Origin of the sequence: Enterobacter sp. ECC-175 (assembly GCF_043968675.1) — a bacterium.
GTDB lineage: Bacteria > Pseudomonadota > Gammaproteobacteria > Enterobacterales > Enterobacteriaceae > Enterobacter.
In genome coordinates this window covers 1942009-1963204 of the sequence record NZ_CP143776.1, presented here as the reverse complement: position 1 = coordinate 1963204, position 21196 = coordinate 1942009, and the positions used below count along the sequence as shown (strand labels likewise).

Below are 21196 nucleotides of genomic sequence, written 5' to 3'. Positions count from 1 at the left end.
TTTTTATGCCCACCAGTGAGCGATTTGCCAGGCCAAACGAGCGGCAAGACGCGCCCCTTGTCCATCCCTGTCGTAGTGCGGATTAAACTCTACCAAATCCGCCGCCGAGAGTTTACCGCTTCGACAAATTTGCTCAATCACGGGCAGCAAATCCAGCGCCGGTACGCCTAACGCCGCGGGCGCGGATACCGCGGGCATTTCGCCTGCGGGCAGCACGTCCAGATCGATCGTGAGGTAAACGCGATCGGCCTGCGCCAGCACCTTTTCCAGCGCGGCGAGCGCGTCGCGCCTGAAGCACAGGTCTTCCACCAGCGTGACGTTGAGCCGCTCCGCTTCGTCCCACAGCGCCTGGGTGTTGGCCGCGCGGCTGACGCCGAAGCACGCGTACTGAAACTCACGCTTCGCGGCGGCGCAGTGCTGCGCCAGCTGGCGAAACGGCGTGCCGGAGGTGGCGCGTTCGGCCTTGCGCAGGTCAAGATGCGCGTCGAGGTTGATAATGGCCACGCGCGCGTCGGGCCAGGCGTCCAGCACGCTGCGGCCGTGAGCCCAGGCGGTTTCGTGCCCGCCGCCAAAAATAAGGGTTCGCATGCCGAAGCGCTGGCACGCAACTACCGCATCGCTAAGCGCCTGCTGCGCGGCCTCCAGATCGTCGTTGATGACGTAAACAGTCCCCATGTCCGCCAGGCGCTCGTGCCCCTGATGGCTGGCCATATTTGCCAGCGCTGCGCGCAGCACGTCGGGCGCCCGCGCGGCGCCTGGCCTGCCGCGGTTGCGCGATACCCCTTCATCGCATTCAAAGCCCATCAGGGCGATGCCTGACGAGGCGGGCGCGAAGGCCTCAGCCCGTCGGATCGTCTGGAAGATACGTTTTGCGGTGCTGGCCTCGGCGCTGTCGTCGCGCCCCTGCCAGACCTCTGCCGCAACCGGCCGCCATAGCGTCATGCTTTTCTCCCCCGAAATACGCGTTGATACAGCGGGTTGCGGCCCGGCTCATACACCATTTCTACCGGATGCTGCGCGTCCCAGACGATAAAATCGGCGACGTAGCCGCTCTTTAGCTGACCGTGCGTTGCCCCGCGCCCCAGCGCACGCGCGGCGTGCCGGGTCACGCCTGCCCAGGCTTCCTCAGGCGTCAGGCCAAACTGCACGCAGGCCATGTTCATCGCCAGATGGAGGCTGGCAAACGGGCTGGTGCCGGGGTTGTAGTCGGTGGCAACCGCCATCGGCACGCCCCGTTGCCTGAGCGCTTCCACCGGCGGGCGCTGGCGCTCCTGCAGAAAATAGAACGCGCCGGGCAGCAGTACCGCCACCGTGCCGTGCTGCGCCATCGCGCGCACGCCGGCCTCGTCGAGATACTCTATATGGTCCGCCGACAGCCCGTTAAAGCGGCTCACCAGCGCGGCGCCTCCGAGGTTTGAGAGCTGTTCGACGTGCCCTTTTACCGGAATGCCCCGCGCGGTAGCGGCCTGAAACAGGCGCTCGGTCTGCGCGGGGGTAAAGCCTACGTTCTCGCAAAACACGTCGACGGCCTCGAATAAGCCCGCCTGCCAGAGCGCAGGCAGGATCTCCTCGCAGACCAGCGCCAGATAGGCGTCGGGATCGTGGCGGTATTCACCGGGTACGGCGTGGGCGGCCAGCAGCGTCGGGCTAACCTCAACGGGATTATCCCGCGCGAGCCGCTGCGCCACCTGCAGCATTTTCGCTTCGGACTCAGCGTTCAGGCCGTATCCCGACTTGATTTCAATGGTGGTAACGCCCTCGTTCATCAGGCGCTGAAGGCGCTGCTGCGCCAGCGCGAGCAGGGCTTCAGGCGAGCTGCTGCGGGTGGCGGCCACGGTGGCGTTAATCCCGCCGCCCTGCTCGCTGATCGTCTTATAGGAGACGCCGTTCAGGCGCTGCTCCCACTCCGAGGCGCGATCGCCGCCAAAGACCAGGTGGGTATGGCAGTCGATGAGCCCTGGGGTCACCAGGCGCTCTTCAAGATCGACGACGCTGCGGTGTCCGGCGGGGAGTTCCGCTTCGGGCACGACGGCCACAATATGCTGGCCGCGCACGACGAGGGCGCACTTTTCCATTATTCCGTAGGGGTCCGTCTGGTCAGGGTCCATCGTTGCCAGCCGGGCGTTACGCCAGACTACGTCGTCGGGTTGAAGCTGCTGCATCGGGCCATCCACTTGTCATGAGTTGTATAGACATTTATTTTCATCTGCGGCGCGGTGTCAACCGCCTTTGTAGAAAAGGTTATTTATTTGTGATGACTTCCGCCCGCGCGCCCGTGAAAAATGCAACTTTTACCCTTTTTATCTTCCCGTTTCGCTCAACTTAGTATAAAAAAGCAGGCTATTTCGGCAATACCGTTAAGACTTGCATACCCAGGAGCTTTACCTTGAACATTTCCAGGATTTCCCGTCTGGCGTTGGCGTTCGCCTTTGGCGCGACCTTATCCGCATGCAGCTCAACGCCACCGGACCAGCTGCCTTCCGAGCAGGCGGCACCGGGCACGGCTTCCCGCCCGATCTTATCCGCGGGTGAAGCGAAAAACTTCACCCAGGCGCACTACTTTACGGCGATGGATCCTAACGCCGCGCCGTGGACCCCTTCTTCTATTAACCTGCCGAAGCAGCCTGATTTTGTGGTTGGCCCGGCGGGCGCGCAGGGCGTGACGCACACGTCTATCCAGGCGGCGGTGGATGCAGCCATCACCAAACACAGCGCGTCGCGTCAGTACATCGCGATCCTGCCGGGTGAATATGAAGGCACCGTGTATGTTCCTGCCGCGCCGGGCAGCATTACCCTTTACGGCCTGGGCGAAAAAGCAGTCGACGTGAAGATTGGCCTGGCGATTGATTCTGAAATTGACGCCAATACCTGGCGTCACCTGGTGAACCCGGCCGGCAAATACATGCCGGGCAAGCCGGCGTGGTATATGTTCGATAACTGCCAGAGCAAGCGTAATGCGACGGTAGGCGTGATGTGCTCTGCGGTGTTCTGGTCCCAGAATAACGGCCTGCAGCTGCAAAACCTGACCATCCAGAATACCCTGGGCGACAGCGTTGACGCGGGCAACCATCAGGCGGTGGCGCTGCGCAGCGACGGCGACAAGGTGCAGATCAACAACGTGAACATTCTGGGCCGCCAAAACACCTTCTTCGTGACCAACAGCGACGTGAAGAACGCGCTTCAGAACAACCGTCTGACCCGCACGCTGGTGACCAACAGCTACGTTGAGGGCGACGTTGACCTGGTGTCCGGCCGCGGCGCGGTGGTGTTTGATAACACCGATTTCCGCGTGGTGAACTCCCGCACCCAGCAGGAAGGCTACGTGTTCGCGCCCGCAACGCAGTCCAACCTGTTCTACGGCTTCCTCGCCGTGAATAGCCGCTTCAACGCGGCCGGTGACGGCGTGGCGCAGCTGGGCCGATCGCTGGACGTAGACTCAGCCACCAACGGCCAGGTCGTTATTCGCGACAGCGTCATTAACGAAGGCTTCAACGTGGCAAAACCGTGGGCAGATGCCGCTATCTCCAAGCGTCCGTTCTCCGGCAACACCGGCACGGTGGACGACAAAGATAACGTGCAGCGCAACCTTAACGACGCTAACTTCAACCGCATGTGGGAATACAACAACCGCGGTTTAGGCAGCAAAGTGGTTGCAGAGCCTAAGCAGTAAGCTGATTTGCCGGCCTACAGGCATAAAAAAACCTCGCGAATGCGAGGTTTTTTGTTTTAGGCCACTCAGTGCGCGTTAACCACCACCCACATTGGCCCCTGGCCGACGGCGTAGCGCCCCTTCTCTTCCAGCAGGCCCTGCGCGCCCTTAATTTCATACAGCGCAACGTGGTGGGATTTCTGCCCCGCCGCAATCAGGTATTTCCCGCTGTGGTCGACGTTGAAGCCGCGCGGCTGGGTTTCCGTCGGCTGGAAGCCTTCCACCGCCAGCACGCTGCCGTCTTCGGAGACGCTGAACACGGTGATCAGGCTGGAGGTGCGGTCGCAGGTGTACAGATGGCGACCGTCCGGCGTGATGTGGATATCCGCCGCCCAGCGGGTGTCGGAGAAGTCAGACGGCATCATGTCCAGCGTCTGCACGCACTCAATCTGGCCGTTAGGATCTTTCAGCTCCCACACGTCCACCGAGCTGTTCAGTTCGTTCACCACGTAGGCGTACTGCTGGTTCGGATGGAAGACCATATGGCGCGGCCCCGCGCCCTCAACGGTGGTCACTTCCGCCGGGGTTTGCGCCACCAGGTGGCCGTCATCGCTCAGGGTAAACAGGCAGATACGGTCCTGCTTGAGCGCGGGTACCCACAGCGTGCGGTTATCCGGAGAGATATTGGCAGAGTGGCAGCCTTCCAGTCCTTCCACCACGTCGACCGTCTCAACCGGAATGCCGTCGACAAGGCGGGTCACGCTAACGCATCCGGCGTTATAGGAGCCGCTAAAGACAAAGTTGCCTTTGCGGTCGGTGGAGATATGGGTTGGGCTACCCGGCAGCGGCGCTTCCGCAGCGTAGGTCAGCGCGCCGTCGTCCGGAGAGATGCAATAGGCCAGCACGCGAAACTCCGGGCGTACCCCCACGTACAGGAAACGTTTATCCGGGCTGACGACCATCGGCTGAACCTGCCCGGGAACATCAACAACCTGAACCAGCGTGAGCGAACCTTCCGCATTCAGGCGCCAGACGTGGATCTGCTGGCTTTCAGGGCTGGCGGTATAAACGGTTTGTTTCATGAATACTCCTTTCCTCACTGCGCGTGAAAGTGATTATTTTTAACGGTGAATGCTGAATTTTAGCCAGGAATTGTGCAGCCATTTACTCTGGGTGTAACATCCCCTGACACCTAAAATTCAACATTAACCCGGATGAACAAATGACCTCGCGTGTGATTGCACTGGATTTAGACGGAACACTGCTTACCCCTCAAAAAACCCTGCTCCCCTCTTCTCTTGAAGCGCTAAAGCGCGCAAAAGAAGCGGGATATCAACTCCTGATCGTCACGGGTCGACATCACGTTGCCATTCATCCTTTTTATCAGGCACTGGCGTTAGATACACCTGCAATTTGCTGCAACGGTACCTATTTGTATGATTATCAGGCGAAAAAGGTTTTAGAATCCGATCCGCTCCCCGTCACGCAGGCGCTTCAACTGATTGATTTGCTGGATGAGCACGACGTTCACGGCCTGATGTACGTTGATAACGCGATGGTGTACGAGCGCCCGACCGGCCACGTGATCCGCACCAGCAACTGGGCGCTTTCGCTGCCGGAAGCGCAGCGTCCGGTCTTTACGCAGGTCCCTTCCCTGCGCCAGGCGGCGCAGGACGTGGACGCGATCTGGAAATTTGCCCTGACGGATGAAGACACCGCGAAGCTTAACGCGTTTGCGAAGCACGTTGAGCAGACGCTGGGCCTGGAGTGCGAATGGTCCTGGCACGATCAGGTCGATATTGCCCGTAAAGGCAACAGCAAGGGCAAGCGCCTGACGCAGTTCGTTGAGTCTCAGGGAGGGTCGATGCAGGACGTCATTGCCTTTGGCGATAACTACAACGACATCAGCATGCTCGAAGCCGCCGGGACGGGCGTAGCGATGGGCAATGCCGACGACGCGGTAAAAGCGCGCGCTAACGTGGTGATTGGCGATAACGCCGCCGACAGCATCGCGCAGTACATTTATACCCACCTGCTGTAATCAGGTGGTTATCGAGACGCTCTTAATCTGCGCGTAAAGCCACTGGCCGGGCTTGATGCCTAGCTCATCCCTGGCCCACGGGCTGATGCGCGCCCAGAGCGTCTTAACCCCAACCTCCAGCTGCACGTCTACCTGCCCGTCATTGTCATAGCACTCCGCCACTCTGGCACGCAACACGTTACGAATGCTGGTCTGTACCGGCGGCTGGAGCACCAGCGAGACGTCCGACGCCTGAATGCGGATGCGCAGAGCGGACTGCAGCGGCTTGTCTACCTTATTCACCCACAGATGCTGATCGCCGAGCGCCAGCGCGGTCATCGCGTAGTGCGGATGGTGTTCAAGGACGCTGACCTTCAGAATGCTGCTCTGCTGGTCCTTCGGCAGCCACGGGTGCATGACGCTGCTGCCCCAGACATCTTCGAGATTGCCGAACGCCTTCACGCTGCCCTCTTCGAGCACCAGCACTTTGTCCGCCAGATGGAGAATTTCATCCAGCGAATGGCTAACGTAAAGCATCGGAATATGGATTTCCCGGGCCAGGCGCTGGAGGTACGGCAGCAGCTCGCGCTTGCGCGGAATATCAAGCGAGGCCAGCGGCTCGTCCAGCAGCAGCAGCTCCGGCGCGGTCAACAGCGCGCGGCCAATCGCCACGCGCTGCTTTTCACCGCCGGAAAGCGAGGACGGCAGCCGATCGAGCAGAGGGTCAATCCCCAGCAGCGCCACCAGCTTGTCAAACTGGCCGGCCATGCTCTTCGCCATGCCGTAGCGCAGGTTGCCGCGCACGCTGTAGTGCGGAAACAGGCGCGCGTCCTGGAAAACGTACCCGATACGCCTTTTATCCGGCGACAGGTAAATCTTCTTCTCCACGTCGTTCAGCACGCGGTTATTGAGGATGATGCTTCCCGACTGCGGGCGCGTGAGGCCGCTGATGGCGTTGATGAGCGAGGTTTTCCCCGCGCCCGACACGCCAAAAATGGCCGTGATCCCGCTGGCGGGCAGCGTTTCGCTAATCGTCAGGCAGTGGTTCCCCAGCGTCTGGGTGAAATTAAGCTCCAGCATGTTATTTCCCCATCCGTTCGCGGCTCAGGCGCGCCAGCCATTCGGAGACCAGCAGCGAAATCAGCGCCAGCACGATTGAGATTATGCACAGCCGCGCCGCCGCGCCCTCGCCGCCCGGCGTTTGAATCAGCGTATACATTGCCGACGGGATGGTTCGCGTTTCGCCGGGAATGTTGGAAACGAAGGTAATGGTGGCCCCGAACTCTCCGAGCGAGCGGGCAAAGGCGAGCACCGTGCCAACGATAATGCCCGGCAGCGTCAGCGGGAGCGTGATGGTGAAAAATACGCGCCAGCGCCCTGCGCCCAGCGTGCGGGCCGCCTGTTCAAGCTTGATATCCACGCCTTCCAGCGCCAGGCGAATGGCGCGCACCATCAGCGGAAACGACATCACCGCCGCCGCCAGCACCGCGCCGCGCCAGCTGAAGGCAAACGTCAGGCCGAACCAGTCATACAGCTTTTCGCCGATGAAGCCGCGCCGCCCCATCGAAATGAGCAGCAGATAGCCGACCACAACGGGCGGTAAAACCAAAGGGAGGTGAAGGATGCTGTCCAGCAGGGCTTTGCCCGGGAACTTACAGCGAACCAGCAGCCAGGCAAAGAAGATCCCAAAGGGCAAACTCACTGCAACGGCCAGGGACGAGACTTTGAGGCTCAGCAGTACTGCCTGCCATTCAGGATCGGTCAATATCATTCGTGAGTCGTAAATCCGTAACGTTTAAAGATTGCAGACGCTTCTGGCCCTTTCAGATAATCATAGAAGGCCGTTACCGCCGCCGTTTTGTGTCCATCAACAACCGCCACAGGGTATTCCACTTTTTTGTGGGAGTCTTCAGGGAAGGTTCCAACCACTTTTACCCCTTTACTGGCAACGGCGTCAGAGCCGTATACAATGCCCAGCGGAGCCTCGTTACGCTCAACCAGCACCAGCGCGCCGCGCACGTCCTCGGCTGGTGCCAGCTTAGGCGATAAGGTTTCCCACGCGCCGAGCTTTTGCAGCGCTTCTTTCGCGTAAATACCCGCCGGAACGTGTTCCGGATCGCCAACCGCCAGACGGCCGCCGTTCAGCAGGCGGGTCCAGTTGGTTTGCCTGTTGATGGCGATATCAGCCTGTGCGCTGCCCTTCGGCGCCACCACCACCAGGCTGTTGCCCAGCAGCGTTTCGCGCGTTGCCGTATCAACCGATTTTTTGTCCACCGCATAATCCATCCACTTCTGATCGGCAGAGATGAACAGATCGGCCGGTGCCCCCGCCTCAATCTGGCGCGCCAGCGTTGAAGACGAGGCAAACGAGGAGACTACGTCCACGTTCTTCTCTTTCTTGTAAACGGCGGCGATATCCTGCATGGCGTTTGTCAGCGACGCGGCGGCAAAGACCGTGATTTTAGCGTCATCCGCCAGCGCGTGCCCGGCGAATGTTAAGGTCAGCGTTGCCCCGGCGAAGAGGCGTGCCCATGTACGTGCCATTTGATGCTCCTGTGCGTTTCGTTATATACGCATAAATATAACGATTATTGCAGGGATATCCCAGCGTTTCATCGTACCGATTAATGAGTAACGGGCTGATCTTAGGAATACTATCGGCGGAGAGGGGAAAAACTTAAGAAGCAAAACGCCCGGACGAGCCGGGCGTTTTGTGGAAATTATTGCTGCTTTTTCGGCTGGTCGCGGTGACCAATGTTCGAAAACAGGTTAAATACTTCACCCAGGCCGTAGATGGCACCGAGGATGATAGCCATCACGACTGGCACCATGATCACAGCGAATACCAGACTTTTCAACAACTCTAACATGGTTTTCTCCAGATAGTGTGAAGGGCGTATTCTACCCTGAAACGTAATAAAAACATCCCCTTTTGTGCGGTGCGCTTTGCGCCTGAGGGCATTTGGGTCACAATACGCTTTTTGCCAGGATACCGCTATGCAGGCTGAAATTCTCCTCACGTTACGCCTTCAGCAGAAGCTTTTCGCCGATCCGCGACGCATTGCCCTGCTTAAACAGATAGAACAAACCGGGTCAATTAGCCAGGGGGCAAAAAACGCCGGCATCAGCTACAAAAGCGCGTGGGATGCCATCAACGAGATGAACACCCTGAGCGAACAAACGCTGGTTGACCGCGCGACCGGCGGCAAAGGCGGCGGAGGCGCGGTGCTGACCCGCTACGGCCAGCGCCTGATTCAGCTTTACGACCTGCTGGCGCAGATCCAGCAGAAAGCCTTTGACGTGCTCAGCGATGACGACAATATTCCGCTGGACAGCCTGCTGGGCGCCATCTCCCGCTTTTCCCTGCAGACCAGCGCGCGCAACCAGTGGTTTGGCACCGTCACCGCCCGCGATAATTCGCAGGTGCAGCAGCATATCGATATCCTGCTGGCCGACGGCACCACCCGCCTGAAGGCTGCCATCACCGCGCAAAGCGGCGAGCGCCTGGGCCTTGATGAGGGCAAAGAGGTGCTGGTGCTGCTGAAAGCGCCCTGGGTCAACGTCACCCTTCAGCCCGAGCGCGCGGGCGAGGCCGATAACCAGCTGCGCGGGGCGATTAGCCACATTGAGCGCGGCGCGGAGCAGTGCGAAGTGCTGATGACGCTGCCGGACGGACAAACACTTTGCGCAACGGTGCCGGCAAGCGAGGCGTGCGAACTGGCAGAAGGCGCGATTGTGACCGCATATTTCAATGCCGATCGGGTCATTCTTGCCACATTATGCTGAGCGCATTGACAATCGCGCCGACAGTGATTATTCCTGATGTTCTTTGCTGCAAAAAATGGGATAAATCATGTCATCATTGCATATTTCGCAAGGCACGTTTCGTCTTGGCGATACCCGAACGCTGGCGCTTGCGGAATTCACGCTGCGGGCAGGCGAAAGCTGGGCGTTTGTCGGCACCAACGGCAGCGGAAAATCTGCGCTGGCCCGCGCGCTGGCAGGAGAGTTAACCCCGCTTAAAGGCGAGCGCCGGTGCGGCTTTTCCCGCCTGACGCGCCTCTCCTTTGAACAGCTGCAAAAGCTGGTCAGCGACGAGTGGCAGCGCAACAATACCGATCTGCTCAGCCCTGGCGAAGAAGACACCGGCCGCACCGCCGCCGAGATTATTCAGGATGAGATTAAAGACCCCATCCGCTGCCAGCAGCTGGCGGAGCAGTTTGGCATCACCGCCCTGCTCGACAGGCGCTTCAAGTATCTTTCTACCGGCGAAACGCGAAAAGCGCTGCTTTGCCAGGCGCTGATGGGCCAGCCTGAGCTTCTCATTCTGGATGAGCCTTTTGACGGGCTGGACGTGCAGTCCCGCGCCCAGCTGGCGTCCCTGTTAGAAACGCTTAACCAGCAGGGCCTTACCCTCGTGCTGGTGCTTAACCGCTTCGACGAGATCCCCGCCTTCGTGCAGCACGCGGGGGTGCTGGCGGACTGCAGCCTGACCGAGGTCGGTGAAAAAAACGCCCTGCTTCAGCAGGCGCTGATTGCCCAGCTGGCGCACAGCGAGCGGCTGGACGGCATTACGCTTCCGGAACCCGACGCGCCCTCGGCCCGCCACGGGCTCGATCCCAGCCAGCCGCGCATCGTGCTGCGCGACGGCGTTGTGTCGTATAACGATCGCCCCATTCTGAACACGCTGAGCTGGACGGTGAACCCCGGCGAGCACTGGCAAATCGTTGGCCCTAACGGCGCGGGGAAATCCACCCTGCTGAGCCTGATTACCGGCGATCATCCTCAGGGCTACAGCAACGACCTGACGCTGTTTGGCCGCCGTCGCGGCAGCGGTGAAACCATATGGGATATCAAAAAACACATCGGCTACGTCAGCAGCAGCCTGCATCTCGACTACCGGGTTAGCACCACGGTGCGCAACGTCATTTTGTCCGGCTTTTTCGACTCCATCGGTATTTATCAGGCGGTTTCGGACAAGCAGCAGGCGCTGGCGCAGCGGTGGCTGGATATTCTGGGCATGGACGATCGGGTCGCAGATGCGCCGTTCCATAGCCTTTCATGGGGCCAGCAGCGGCTGGCGCTGATCGTTCGCGCGCTGGTAAAACACCCGACGCTGCTGATTCTGGACGAGCCGCTTCAGGGGCTGGACCCGCTGAACCGCCAGCTGATCCGCCGCTTTGTTGACGTGCTCATCGGCGAAGGTGAAACCCAGCTGCTGTTTGTTTCTCACCATGCTGAGGACGCGCCTTCCTGCATTACCCATCGGCTGGAGTTCGTGCCCGAGGGCGAGCGCTATCGCTATCTGTTAAGCAAAATCGATTAACCCGCGGAGGGCGCAGCCCTCCGCTTTTCAGACAACCTGCAGCATTACATCCCTATCCCTTTGATCTAGAATGCTCAAGCGCATCGGAAATTCAGGGTTCCGCATCCATGTAAACGATTCCACTATTTTATCCCATGTCACACTTTTGACGACTCTGTTATGCTATGGTTAATACATACCATAAGCCCAATGGAGCGAAATATGCGAGTTCTTGTAACAGGTGGTAGCGGTTACATTGGTAGTCATACCTGCGTTCAGCTGCTGCAAAACGGTCACGATGTCATCATCCTCGACAACCTGTGCAACAGTAAGCGCAGCGTGCTGCCTGTGATTGAATGTCTTGGCGGTAAACAACCGACCTTCGTCGAAGGCGACATCCGCAACGAAGCGTTGATGACCGAAATCCTTCACGACCATGCCATCGACACGGTGATCCACTTCGCGGGCCTGAAGGCGGTCGGCGAGTCGGTCGCAAAACCGCTTGAGTACTATGACAACAACGTCAACGGTACGCTGCGCCTCATCTCCGCCATGCGCGCGGCGAACGTGAAAAACGTTATCTTTAGCTCTTCCGCCACCGTCTACGGTGACCAGCCGAAAATTCCTTACGTCGAAAGCTTCCCGACCGGCACGCCGCAAAGCCCCTACGGCAAGAGCAAGCTGATGGTGGAGCAGATCCTCACCGATCTGCAAAAAGCACAGCCTGACTGGAGCATCGCGCTGCTGCGCTACTTCAACCCGGTCGGCGCACATCCGTCAGGCGATATGGGCGAAGATCCGCAGGGTATCCCGAACAACCTGATGCCGTACATCGCGCAGGTAGCCGTGGGCCGCCGCGAGTCGCTGGCCATTTTTGGCAACGACTATCCGACCGAAGACGGGACCGGCGTGCGCGACTACATCCACGTAATGGATTTGGCCGACGGCCACGTCGCGGCGATGCAGCAGCTGGCGGGCAAGCCCGGCGTGCATATTTATAATCTTGGTGCCGGCGTCGGCAGCAGCGTGCTGGACGTTGTGAACGCCTTCAGCAAAGCCTGCGGCAAGCCGGTGAACTACCACTTTGCGCCACGCCGCGACGGCGACCTTCCGGCGTACTGGGCCGATGCGACCAAAGCGGATAAAGAGCTGAACTGGCGCGTGACCCGCACGCTTGATGAGATGGCGCAGGATACCTGGCACTGGCAGTCTCGCCATCCTCAGGGCTATCCGGACTAAGGATCTGTCATGACGCAATTCAATCCCGTCGATCACCCGCATCGTCGCTTTAATCCGCTCAGCGGACAATGGATTTTGGTCTCTCCGCATCGCGCCAAGCGCCCCTGGCAGGGGGCGCAAGAGACGCCTGCACAACAGACGCTGCCGCAGCATGACCCGGACTGCTTCCTCTGCCCGGGCAACACGCGCGTGACCGGTGACGTTAACCCGAACTATAAAGGCACCTACGTTTTCACCAACGATTTTGCCGCGCTGATGTCGGACACGCCGGACGCGCCGCAAAGCCACGACCCGCTGATGCGCTGTGAAAGCGCGCGCGGCACCAGCCGCGTGATCTGCTTCTCCCCGGACCACAGCAAAACGCTGCCGGAGCTGAGCGTCGACGCGCTGAAAGAGGTCGTCAGCACCTGGCAGACGCAAACTGCTGAACTGGGTCAGACCTACCCGTGGGTACAGGTGTTCGAAAACAAGGGCCCGGCAATGGGCTGTTCTAACCCGCACCCGCACGGTCAGATCTGGGCCAACAGCTTCCTGCCAAACGAAGCCGAGCGTGAAGACCGCCTGCAAAAAGCGTACTTCGCGGAAAACGGCTCGCCGATGCTGGTGGATTACACCCGGCGCGAGCTGGCCGACGGCAGCCGTACGGTTGTCGAAACCGAGCACTGGCTTGCCGTGGTGCCCTACTGGGCGGCCTGGCCGTTTGAAACGCTGCTGCTGCCGAAGGCGCACGTGCAGCGCATTACCGATCTCAGCGACGCCCAGCGCGACGATCTGGCGCTGGCGCTGAAAAAACTGACCAGCCGCTATGACAACCTTTTCCAGTGCTCTTTCCCCTACTCGATGGGCTGGCACGGCGCGCCGTTCAACGGTGAGGAGAATCAGCACTGGCAGCTGCACGCGCATTTCTATCCTCCGCTGCTGCGTTCGGCAACGGTGCGTAAATTTATGGTGGGCTACGAAATGCTGGCGGAAACCCAGCGCGACCTGACGGCAGAACAAGCCGCAGAGCGTCTGCGCGCCGTCAGCGACGTCCACTTTCGCGAATCAGGAGCCTAATAAATGAGTCTGAAAGAGAAAACACAATCCCTGTTTGCTGAAAAATTCGGCTACCCTGCCACCCACGTTATTCAGGCGCCCGGCCGCGTTAACCTGATTGGTGAACACACCGACTATAACGACGGCTTTGTGCTGCCCTGCGCCATTGATTACCAGACGGTCATCAGCTGTGCAAAGCGCGACGACCGCAAAGTTCGCGTACTCGCAGCGGACTATGACAATGAGCTCGACGAATTTTCGCTCGACGCGCCGATCGTGACGCACGACGGCCAGCAGTGGTCTAACTACGTGCGCGGCGTGGTCAAGCATTTGCAAAAGCGTAACAAGAACTTCGGCGGCGCGGACCTGGTTATCAGCGGCAACGTACCGCAGGGTGCGGGCCTGAGCTCCTCTGCCTCCCTGGAAGTCGCCGTCGGGACCGTGTTCCAGCAGCTGTATCATCTTCCGCTGGACGGGGCGCAAATCGCCCTTAACGGTCAGGAAGCGGAAAACCAGTTCGTGGGCTGCAACTGCGGCATCATGGACCAGCTGATCTCCGCGCTGGGTAAGAAAGAGCACGCGCTGCTGGTTGACTGCCGCACGCTGGGCACCAAGGCCGTTCCGCTGCCGAAGGGCGCTGCCGTCATCATCATCAACAGCAACTTCAAGCGCACGCTGGTGGGAAGCGAGTACAACACCCGTCGCCAGCAGTGTGAAACCGGCGCGCGCTTCTTCCAGCAGCCTGCCCTGCGCGACGTCTCGCTTGATGAATTTAACAAAGTGGCGCACGAGCTGGACCCGGTGGTGGCGAAGCGCGTTCGTCACGTGCTGACGGAAAACGCCCGTACCGTTGAAGCCGCATCCGCGCTGGCAAAGGGCGACCTCAAACGCATGGGCGAGCTGATGGCGGAATCTCACGCCTCGATGCGCGATGATTTTGAAATCACCGTTCCGCAGATCGATACCCTGGTTGAAATTGTCAAAGCGACCATCGGCGAGAAAGGCGGCGTGCGCATGACCGGCGGCGGCTTCGGCGGCTGCATCGTGGCGCTGGTGCCGGAAGAGCTGGTGACTGACGTACAGGATGCCGTGGCAAAACAGTACGAAGCCAAAACCGGCATAAAAGAAACCTTCTACGTTTGCAAAGCATCGCAAGGAGCCGGACAGTGCTAAACGAAACACCAACCCTCGCACCGGATGGACTGCCGTATCGCCTGTTAACCCTGCGCAACGGCGCGGGGATGGTGGTGACGCTGATGGACTGGGGCGCCACGCTGCTTTCCGCACGCGTGCCGATGCCCGACGGCAGCGTGCGTGAAACCCTGCTCGGCTGCGCGTCGCCGGAGCAGTATATCGAGCAGTCCGCTTTTCTTGGCGCATCCGTAGGCCGCTACGCCAACCGCATCGCCAACAGCCGCTTTGAGCTTGACGGTGCGAGCTACGCCCTGCTTCCGAGCCAGGGCGAAAACCAGCTGCACGGCGGCCCGGAAGGCTTCGACAAGCGCCGCTGGAAGATTGTTCGGCAGAACGACGCTGAAGCGCTGTTCCTGCTGGATTCCCCGGATGGCGATCAGGGCTTCCCGGGAAATCTCACCGCCACCGCCCACTTCAGGTTAACCGAGGATAACCGTATCGCCATTGAGTACCGCGCGACGGTTGATAAGCCGTGTCCGGTTAACCTGACGAACCACGCGTACTTCAACCTCGACGGCAGCCAGTGCGACGTGCGTAACCACCAGCTGCAGATTCTGGCCGACGCGTACCTGCCGGTGGATGAAATGGGCATACCGTATCAGGGGCTAAAACCGGTCAGCGGCAGCAGCTTTGATTTTCGCAGCGCGAAGACCATCGCGCAGGATTTTCTGAGCGATGAGGATCAGCGCAAGGTAAAAGGCTACGACCACGCTTTCCTGCTGCAGGCGAAAGGCGATTTCTCTGCGCCTGCCGCGCACGTCTGGTCTGCCGATGAGAAGCTGCAGATGACGGTATATACCACCGCCCCTGCCCTGCAGTTCTACTCAGGTAACTATCTCGGCGGAACGACGGCCCGCGAGCACGAAGAGTACAGCGACTGGCAGGGGATTGCGCTCGAAAGCGAATTACTGCCGGATAGCCCGAACCACCCGGAATGGCCGCAGCCGGACTGCGTGCTGCGCCCGGGTGAAGAGTACGTGAGCGTTACCGAGTATCACTTTATTTCGCGCGCTTAACGCCCGGCGGCGCCAGGCCCACACGGTCTACCCGTAGGCGCTTGTGCGAAGCGCCAACCGACAAAAAGCCAGGCCCTCATCGCGAGGGCTTTTTTTCTGCTCGTCTTGCTGAAAATAGCGCCGATCGCAGACAAAATCATAACCATGGATTCACAAGCACCTTACACTCCGGAACTATTTTCGCTATGGTTAGGGGTAAGCGTTGCCGCTGGCACCGTCACGGCAATATAATGAGAATTGTTATCATTCTAAAAATGCTTGAGGAGTAAGAGATGGCTATTACTAAGCTGGTTCTGGTGCGCCACGGCGAAAGCCAGTGGAACAACGAAAACCGCTTCACCGGTTGGTACGACGTTGATCTGTCTGAGAAAGGCGTTAGCGAAGCAAAAGCAGCGGGCAAACTGCTGAAGGCAGAAGGCTTCAGCTTTGATTTTGCTTACACCTCTGTGCTGAAACGTGCCATCCACACCCTGTGGAACGTGCTGGACGAACTGGATCAGGCATGGCTGCCGGTTGAGAAATCCTGGAAGCTGAACGAGCGTCACTACGGTGCGCTGCAGGGTCTGAACAAAGCCGAAACCGCCGAGAAGTACGGTGACGAGCAGGTAAAACAGTGGCGTCGCGGCTTCGCGGTTACCCCGCCAGAGCTGACCAAAGACGACGAGCGCTACCCGGGCCATGACCCGCGCTACGCGAAGCTGACCGACGCGGAGCTGCCAACCACCGAAAGCCTGGCGCTGACCATCGACCGCGTTGTGCCTTACTGGAACGAAACTATTCTGCCACGCCTGAAAAGTGGCGAGCGCGTGATCATTGCCGCTCACGGGAACTCCCTGCGCGCGCTGGTGAAATACCTGGACAACATGGGTGAAGACGAAATTCTCGAGCTGAACATCCCAACCGGCGTACCGCTGGTGTATGAGTTCGACGAAAACTTCAAGCCTATCAAGCACTACTATCTGGGCAACGCTGACGAAATCGCGGCGAAAGCGGCGGCAGTAGCGAACCAGGGTAAAGCGAAGTAATTTTCGCAGGCTTAAAAAAAGCGCGGAGCCTTCCGCGCTTTTTTATTTGCCACAGCAGGCTTAGCCGCGACGCGCTTTAACCGCGTTCGCCAGCTGGCGCAGCAGGCTGTCGGTGTCGTCCCAGCCGATGCAGGCGTCGGTGACGCTCTTACCGTAAACCAGCGGCTCGCTGCCTTCCAGGTTCTGGTTACCTTCCACCAGGTGGCTTTCAATCATCACGCCGATGACCGCGTTTTCACCGCCGGCAATTTGCTGACAAACGTCCGCGCCCACTTCCATCTGCTTTTTAAACTGCTTGCTGGAGTTAGCGTGGCTGAAGTCAATCATCACCTGCGGCGAAAGGCCCGCTTTTTCCAGCCCCGCTTTAACCTCTGCGACGTGTTTTGCGCTGTAGTTTGGCTCTTTGCCGCCGCGCAGGATGATGTGGCAGTCGCCGTTCCCGCTGGTATTCACGATGGCAGAATGGCCCCACTTGGTCACGGAGAGGAAGCAGTGCGGCGCACCCGCCGCGTTGATGGCGTCAATCGCCACCTTGATGGTGCCGTCGGTACCGTTTTTAAAGCCAACCGGACAAGAAAGGCCGGACGCCAGCTCGCGGTGTACCTGGGACTCCGTAGTGCGCGCGCCGATTGCGCCCCAGCTCATCAGGTCCGCCAGGTACTGCGGCGTAATCATGTCCAGGAACTCACCGGCTGCCGGAAGGCCGCTGTCGTTAATTTCCAACAGCAGCTTGCGCGCAATGCGCAGGCCGTCGTTGATCTGGAAGCTATTATCCATGTGCGGATCGTTTATTAACCCCTTCCAGCCGACCGTCGTGCGCGGCTTTTCGAAGTAGACGCGCATCACGATTTCAAGCTCGTCCTTCAGCTCTTCACGAAGCGTGAGCAGACGAGCCGCGTACTCTTTTGCCGCGGCCGGATCGTGGATAGAGCACGGACCAATCACCACCAGCAGACGATCGTCATTGCCTTTCAGGATCTTGTGGATCGCCTTGCGCGCGTGGGAGACGGTGTTTGCCGCGTTTTCCGTGGCGGGGAACTTTTCAAGGAGCGCTACGGGAGGTAATAACTCATTGATCTCTTTAATGCGTAAATCGTCGTTCTGATAATTCATCTTCTTTCCGGCCCTGCCATATATTTAGTAATGAAAGCAATCCTTTCAATCTAACTTGCCAGCCTTGGTGTGTAAACGGGCTTTTACACTTCGGGCAGATAATTCCTGGAATTAGCCTAAAAAACGCCACAAAATAGCGAAAAATGAGATCTCCTCTAAACTTTTTAATGGTAACAGCTAAATATTATTGCTTTATCGCGATTCCGTTCTGACGTAACTCAGAATAGCGGAATCTTTCGCCACCGTACGTGATGCACAAGTTGGAAAATGTTATCCAGCATAACGAGCACAACAGGAGCAACATCATGCAAATGACGAAACTGGCAACTCTCTTCCTGACAGCGACCCTTACTCTGGCCAGCGGCAGCGTGCTTGCCGCGGATACGGGGGCATCAGACAGCAACGGAGACGCTAACGCCGCAGCGGCGGCGGGACAGGTTGCGCCCGATGCAAAACAGAATATTGCCCCGAACAACGTTGATAACAACAATATCAATACTGGCAATACCGATACCGGCGGCACTATGACGCACTCCGACGGTAACGGCACCAAGGGCATGAATCATGACGGCATGACCAAAGAAGAGATTCATAAAAATTCCGTCTGTAAAGACGGTAAATGCCCAAACCCAAATGACAAAGTGGGTGCGGGCGCCGACACCAAAACGGACGGTACTACGCAGTAACCCCCGCGCGGTATAAGCGAAAAGGAGAGCTGAAGCTCTCCTTTCTTTTTTGTGCAAAATATTAAAAAATCTACACTTACAATAACGATGTATCAGGAACGATGCTATGGCGCACTCCCACACTCCTTCCACCGGTGACGATAATGCCAAACGGCTAATGCTGGCCTTTGGCGTTACCGCCACCTTTATGATCGTCGAGGTCATTGGCGGATTCATCTCGGGCTCGCTGGCATTGCTCGCGGATGCCGGGCATATGCTCACCGACGCCGCCGCGCTGCTCTTCGCGCTGCTGGCCGTTCAGTTTTCCCGTCGCCCGCCGAATGCGCGCCATACCTTTGGCTGGCTCAGGCTTACCACCCTCGCCGCCTTCGTCAACGCGATCGCTCTGGTCGTGATTACGATACTTATCGTCTGGGAAGCTATTCAGCGCTTCAGGCATCCGCAGCCCGTCGCGGGGACCACGATGATGGTCATCGCCGTGGCGGGATTGCTGGCGAATATCCTGTCGTTTTGGATTTTGCACCGCGGCAGCGGAGAGAAGAACCTGAACGTCCGCGCGGCCGCGCTGCACGTGCTGGGGGATTTACTCGGCTCGGTGGGGGCGATTGTCGCCGCGCTGGTGATCCTTGGCACCGGCTGGACGCCCGTCGATCCGATCCTTTCGGTGCTGGTGTCATGCCTCGTTCTGCGCAGCGCCTGGCAGCTGCTCAAAGAGAGCGTCAACGAGCTGCTGGAGGGCGCGCCGTCATCAATGGACATTGGCGAGCTCAAGCGCAATCTGTGTCGTTCAATTCCGGAAGTACGTAACGTTCACCACGTCCACGTCTGGCTGGTGGGCGAGAAGCCCGTAATGACGCTACACGTTCAGGTCATTCCTCCGCACGATCACGACGCGCTGCTGGAACGTATTCAGCACTTCCTTGAGCATCACTACGACGTTTCGCACTCCACCGTTCAGATGGAGTATCAGGCGTGTAGCGGACCGGACTGCCACCTCAACGAGGCGCAGCCCGGCCATTCACATCATCACCACCACTAGCTGGATAGCGCGCGGGAGCCACGCTCGCGCGCGCTCTTAATCCACATGCGGCTGCCGTTCAGCGCAATGAAGGTGAGCAGCAAATACTCCAGCGACATGGCATAGACGCCCTGTAGCGCAAAGATCGCGACGCTAATGACGTTAATGATCACCCACAGCAGCCAGTTCTCGACGTATTTGCGCGTCATCAGCACCATCGCCGCAATCGAAAGCACCATCATGCACGAATCCCAGAACGGGAAAGCGTCGGGCTGCAGTTCGGGCATCGTCACGTTCAGCCCCAGGCCGGACATCACCGCCACCGCAACGCGGGTCAGGAAGGCAAATACCGGATTGATAAACACCGTCATCAGCCCAATCGCGACAACGCAGGCAACAAGCCAGGCGATGGCCTTCGGCAGCGGCAGCCAGCGGATTTGCAGCTCTGCCTCCTGCTGGTTGTTCTGACGCGACCAGGCATACCAGCCGTAAATGTTCGCCGCAAAGAAGAACAGCTGAAGAAGAAGGCTGGCGTACAGCTGGATCTGGAAGAAAATAATCGCAAACAGCGTCACGTTGAGTAATCCAAACGCGTAGTTGCTAATCTTTTCGAGGCTCGCCAGCCAGATGCAGAGCAGCCCCGCCAGCGTGCCCACGGCCTCAATCCATGACAGGTCATAGCCACCCGCGCCTATCGGGATATGAACCAGAATGTTTTGCGTGCTAAAAAAATCCATCTTTTCCCCGGAACGTATTAAATTAAGTACGTAGTGTAGCCGCAAAATCCAGCATGCGGTTAAGCGGAATTAACGCGCCTTCTCGCAGCGCGGCGTCCACCTGTATCTCATGCGCCGCGCCGCCGGTTTCCAGCCCCTCAGCGATGGCTTTCAGGCCGTTCATCGCCATCCACGGGCAATGGGCGCAGCTGCGGCACGTCGCCCCCTCACCTGCCGTAGGCGCTTCCAGAAGCTCTTTTTCCGGCACGGCCTGCTGCATTTTGTAGAAGATACCGCGGTCGGTCGCCACGATAAGCTGCTTGTGCGGCAGGGTCTTAGCCGCATTAATCAGCTGGCTGGTAGACCCTACCGCATCGGCCATATCGACAATCGACTGCGGTGATTCCGGATGAACAAGGATCGCCGCCTGCGGGTACAGCGCCCTCATACGCGCAAGCGCCTGCGTTTTAAATTCATCGTGAACGATGCAGGCTCCCTGCCAGCAGAGGACATCCGCACCGGTTTGCTTCTGGACGTAGTTTCCAAGGTGACGATCGGGAGCCCAGATAATTTTCTCGCCCAGGCTATCCAGGTGCTCAATCAGCTCTACGGCGATGCTGGAGGTCACAACCCAGTCGGCGCGCGCCTTCACGGCGGCAGAGGTATTGGCATAGACGACTACGGTACGGTCAGGATGCGCATCGCAGAAAGCCGTAAACTCTTCAACGGGACAGCCGAGATCGAGCGAGCATTCGGCGTTTAGCGTTGGCATCAGAATGGTTTTTTCCGGGCTTAATATCTTTGCCGTTTCTCCCATAAAGCGAACGCCCGCTACCAGCAGCGTCGAGGCAGGATGTTTTGCACCGAAGCGCGCCATCTCAAGGGAGTCAGAGATGCAGCCGCCCGTCTCTTCCGCCAGCTGCTGGATCTCTGGATCGGTGTAGTAATGGGCCACCATCACCGCGTTACGCTCTTTGAGAAGACGTTTGATCTTCTCACGGTAGAATTGCTTTTCGTCCCAGCTCAGCGGTGCGGGCTTGGGCGGGAAGGGATAGATTGCGGCTTCAGGGTCGAACATCACGCTCATTATGGCTTCTCGTTTTACTGGCTTAACAATATTGCCTTTGTGTTGCTTGAAATTGCAAAGTAATTGGCAATGGTGTTTTTTATACTAAACAAG

The 21196-nt window shown here is 58.8% G+C and carries 21 protein-coding genes; 11 read left to right on the top strand and 10 right to left on the bottom strand.

Translation table 11 applies throughout. The features are described from left to right. Positions 1 to 3: 3 nt before the first annotated feature. On the bottom strand, positions 4 to 942 hold the full coding sequence (gene hutG, locus V1599_RS09285) for a formimidoylglutamase (protein ID WP_395301415.1): 939 nt from the start codon (positions 940 to 942) through the stop codon (positions 4 to 6). Further along, positions 939 to 2162, bottom strand: a complete 1224-nt coding sequence (hutI, locus tag V1599_RS09280) for an imidazolonepropionase (protein WP_395301414.1) — start codon at positions 2160 to 2162, stop codon at positions 939 to 941. The genes hutG and hutI overlap by 4 nt, the downstream gene beginning before the upstream one ends. A 224-nt stretch (positions 2163 to 2386) precedes the next feature. On the opposite strand from hutI, the gene V1599_RS09275 reads away from it, so the two are divergent. Then, positions 2387 to 3670 (top strand): putative acyl-CoA thioester hydrolase, encoded by a 1284-nt coding sequence (locus V1599_RS09275; RefSeq protein WP_112011440.1) that lies wholly within the window; start codon positions 2387 to 2389, stop codon positions 3668 to 3670. A gap of 65 nt (positions 3671 to 3735) precedes the next feature. Here V1599_RS09275 and pgl read toward each other — a convergent pair whose 3' ends face one another. Next, positions 3736 to 4731: a 6-phosphogluconolactonase gene (gene pgl, locus V1599_RS09270; RefSeq protein WP_395301413.1), complete on the bottom strand. Its 996-nt coding sequence runs from the start codon at positions 4729 to 4731 to the stop codon at positions 3736 to 3738. Positions 4732 to 4871: 140 nt separating this feature from the next. On the opposite strand from pgl, the gene V1599_RS09265 reads away from it, so the two are divergent. Continuing rightward, positions 4872 to 5690 (top strand): pyridoxal phosphatase, encoded by an 819-nt coding sequence (locus tag V1599_RS09265; RefSeq protein ID WP_112011442.1) that lies wholly within the window; start codon positions 4872 to 4874, stop codon positions 5688 to 5690. On the opposite strand, the gene modC is transcribed toward V1599_RS09265, so the two are convergent. From modC to V1599_RS09245, 4 genes are all read right to left on the bottom strand, one after another. After that, positions 5691 to 6749 carry a molybdenum ABC transporter ATP-binding protein ModC gene (modC, locus tag V1599_RS09260; protein WP_395301412.1) on the bottom strand — a complete coding sequence of 353 codons (1059 nt, stop codon included), beginning with the start codon at positions 6747 to 6749 and terminating at the stop codon, positions 5691 to 5693. A 1-nt stretch (position 6750) separates the two neighbouring features. Beyond that, a complete protein-coding gene (gene modB / locus V1599_RS09255; protein WP_112011444.1) occupies positions 6751 to 7440 on the bottom strand; it encodes a molybdate ABC transporter permease subunit in 690 nt (229 codons plus the stop codon). Beyond that, on the bottom strand, positions 7437 to 8213 hold the full coding sequence (gene modA / locus V1599_RS09250; RefSeq protein WP_395301411.1) for a molybdate ABC transporter substrate-binding protein: 777 nt from the start codon (positions 8211 to 8213) through the stop codon (positions 7437 to 7439). The genes modB and modA overlap by 4 nt, the downstream gene beginning before the upstream one ends. Before the next feature lie 176 nt (positions 8214 to 8389). After that, positions 8390 to 8539: an AcrZ family multidrug efflux pump-associated protein gene (locus tag V1599_RS09245; RefSeq protein ID WP_112011446.1), complete on the bottom strand. Its 150-nt coding sequence runs from the start codon at positions 8537 to 8539 to the stop codon at positions 8390 to 8392. A 127-nt stretch (positions 8540 to 8666) separates the two neighbouring features. On the opposite strand from V1599_RS09245, the gene modE reads away from it, so the two are divergent. The 7 genes from modE (at position 8667) to gpmA (ending at position 16483) form a co-directional block, all read left to right on the top strand. After that, positions 8667 to 9455 (top strand): molybdenum-dependent transcriptional regulator, encoded by a 789-nt coding sequence (gene modE, locus V1599_RS09240; RefSeq protein WP_112011447.1) that lies wholly within the window; start codon positions 8667 to 8669, stop codon positions 9453 to 9455. Positions 9456 to 9522: 67 nt separating this feature from the next. Next, positions 9523 to 10995, top strand: a complete 1473-nt coding sequence (modF, locus tag V1599_RS09235) for a molybdate ABC transporter ATP-binding protein ModF (RefSeq protein WP_395301410.1) — start codon at positions 9523 to 9525, stop codon at positions 10993 to 10995. A gap of 201 nt (positions 10996 to 11196) precedes the next feature. Then, positions 11197 to 12213 (top strand): UDP-glucose 4-epimerase GalE, encoded by a 1017-nt coding sequence (gene galE, locus V1599_RS09230; protein WP_395301409.1) that lies wholly within the window; start codon positions 11197 to 11199, stop codon positions 12211 to 12213. Between the two features lie 9 nt (positions 12214 to 12222). Next, positions 12223 to 13269 (top strand): galactose-1-phosphate uridylyltransferase, encoded by a 1047-nt coding sequence (galT, locus tag V1599_RS09225; RefSeq protein ID WP_395301408.1) that lies wholly within the window; start codon positions 12223 to 12225, stop codon positions 13267 to 13269. Between the two features lie 3 nt (positions 13270 to 13272). Beyond that, on the top strand, positions 13273 to 14421 hold the full coding sequence (gene galK, locus V1599_RS09220) for a galactokinase (RefSeq protein ID WP_395301407.1): 1149 nt from the start codon (positions 13273 to 13275) through the stop codon (positions 14419 to 14421). Further along, positions 14415 to 15458 carry a galactose-1-epimerase gene (gene galM, locus V1599_RS09215; protein ID WP_395301406.1) on the top strand — a complete coding sequence of 348 codons (1044 nt, stop codon included), beginning with the start codon at positions 14415 to 14417 and terminating at the stop codon, positions 15456 to 15458. The genes galK and galM overlap by 7 nt, the downstream gene beginning before the upstream one ends. A 272-nt stretch (positions 15459 to 15730) precedes the next feature. Next, entirely contained in the window at positions 15731 to 16483 is a 753-nt protein-coding gene (gene gpmA / locus V1599_RS09210) for a 2,3-diphosphoglycerate-dependent phosphoglycerate mutase (protein WP_112011453.1), read from the top strand. A gap of 60 nt (positions 16484 to 16543) precedes the next feature. Here the strand turns inward: gpmA and aroG are convergent, their stop codons facing one another. Beyond that, positions 16544 to 17596 carry a 3-deoxy-7-phosphoheptulonate synthase AroG gene (gene aroG, locus V1599_RS09205; protein WP_297119101.1) on the bottom strand — a complete coding sequence of 351 codons (1053 nt, stop codon included), beginning with the start codon at positions 17594 to 17596 and terminating at the stop codon, positions 16544 to 16546. Positions 17597 to 17901: 305 nt separating this feature from the next. Between aroG and V1599_RS09200 the strand changes: the two genes are divergently transcribed. After that, on the top strand, positions 17902 to 18282 hold the full coding sequence (locus V1599_RS09200; protein ID WP_112011455.1) for a protein YbgS: 381 nt from the start codon (positions 17902 to 17904) through the stop codon (positions 18280 to 18282). A 106-nt stretch (positions 18283 to 18388) separates the two neighbouring features. Next, positions 18389 to 19321, top strand: coding sequence for a CDF family zinc transporter ZitB (gene zitB, locus V1599_RS09195; RefSeq protein ID WP_112011456.1), 933 nt, complete (start codon positions 18389 to 18391; stop codon positions 19319 to 19321). On the opposite strand, the gene pnuC is transcribed toward zitB, so the two are convergent. Beyond that, complete coding sequence (gene pnuC, locus V1599_RS09190) at positions 19318 to 20037, bottom strand: nicotinamide riboside transporter PnuC (protein ID WP_112011457.1); 720 nt, start codon at positions 20035 to 20037, stop codon at positions 19318 to 19320. The genes zitB and pnuC overlap by 4 nt on opposite strands. Before the next feature lie 22 nt (positions 20038 to 20059). Then, positions 20060 to 21103: a quinolinate synthase NadA gene (nadA, locus tag V1599_RS09185; protein ID WP_395301405.1), complete on the bottom strand. Its 1044-nt coding sequence runs from the start codon at positions 21101 to 21103 to the stop codon at positions 20060 to 20062. Positions 21104 to 21196: the final 93 nt, after the last annotated feature.

Coding starts and splice junctions, on each gene's coding strand:
- galE (WP_395301409.1), top strand. CDS start 11,197: ATGCGAGTTCTTGTAACAGGTGGTAGCGGTTACATTGGTAGTCATACC.
- pnuC (WP_112011457.1), bottom strand. CDS start 20,037: ATGGATTTTTTTAGCACGCAAAACATTCTGGTTCATATCCCGATAGGC.
- hutI (WP_395301414.1), bottom strand. CDS start 2,162: ATGCAGCAGCTTCAACCCGACGACGTAGTCTGGCGTAACGCCCGGCTG.
- aroG (WP_297119101.1), bottom strand. CDS start 17,596: ATGAATTATCAGAACGACGATTTACGCATTAAAGAGATCAATGAGTTA.
- zitB (WP_112011456.1), top strand. CDS start 18,389: ATGGCGCACTCCCACACTCCTTCCACCGGTGACGATAATGCCAAACGG.
- galT (WP_395301408.1), top strand. CDS start 12,223: ATGACGCAATTCAATCCCGTCGATCACCCGCATCGTCGCTTTAATCCG.
- V1599_RS09245 (WP_112011446.1), bottom strand. CDS start 8,539: ATGTTAGAGTTGTTGAAAAGTCTGGTATTCGCTGTGATCATGGTGCCA.
- modA (WP_395301411.1), bottom strand. CDS start 8,213: ATGGCACGTACATGGGCACGCCTCTTCGCCGGGGCAACGCTGACCTTA.
- nadA (WP_395301405.1), bottom strand. CDS start 21,103: ATGAGCGTGATGTTCGACCCTGAAGCCGCAATCTATCCCTTCCCGCCC.
- galK (WP_395301407.1), top strand. CDS start 13,273: ATGAGTCTGAAAGAGAAAACACAATCCCTGTTTGCTGAAAAATTCGGC.
- modC (WP_395301412.1), bottom strand. CDS start 6,749: ATGCTGGAGCTTAATTTCACCCAGACGCTGGGGAACCACTGCCTGACG.
- modF (WP_395301410.1), top strand. CDS start 9,523: ATGTCATCATTGCATATTTCGCAAGGCACGTTTCGTCTTGGCGATACC.
- V1599_RS09265 (WP_112011442.1), top strand. CDS start 4,872: ATGACCTCGCGTGTGATTGCACTGGATTTAGACGGAACACTGCTTACC.
- hutG (WP_395301415.1), bottom strand. CDS start 942: ATGACGCTATGGCGGCCGGTTGCGGCAGAGGTCTGGCAGGGGCGCGAC.
- pgl (WP_395301413.1), bottom strand. CDS start 4,731: ATGAAACAAACCGTTTATACCGCCAGCCCTGAAAGCCAGCAGATCCAC.
- gpmA (WP_112011453.1), top strand. CDS start 15,731: ATGGCTATTACTAAGCTGGTTCTGGTGCGCCACGGCGAAAGCCAGTGG.
- V1599_RS09200 (WP_112011455.1), top strand. CDS start 17,902: ATGCAAATGACGAAACTGGCAACTCTCTTCCTGACAGCGACCCTTACT.
- modB (WP_112011444.1), bottom strand. CDS start 7,440: ATGATATTGACCGATCCTGAATGGCAGGCAGTACTGCTGAGCCTCAAA.
- modE (WP_112011447.1), top strand. CDS start 8,667: ATGCAGGCTGAAATTCTCCTCACGTTACGCCTTCAGCAGAAGCTTTTC.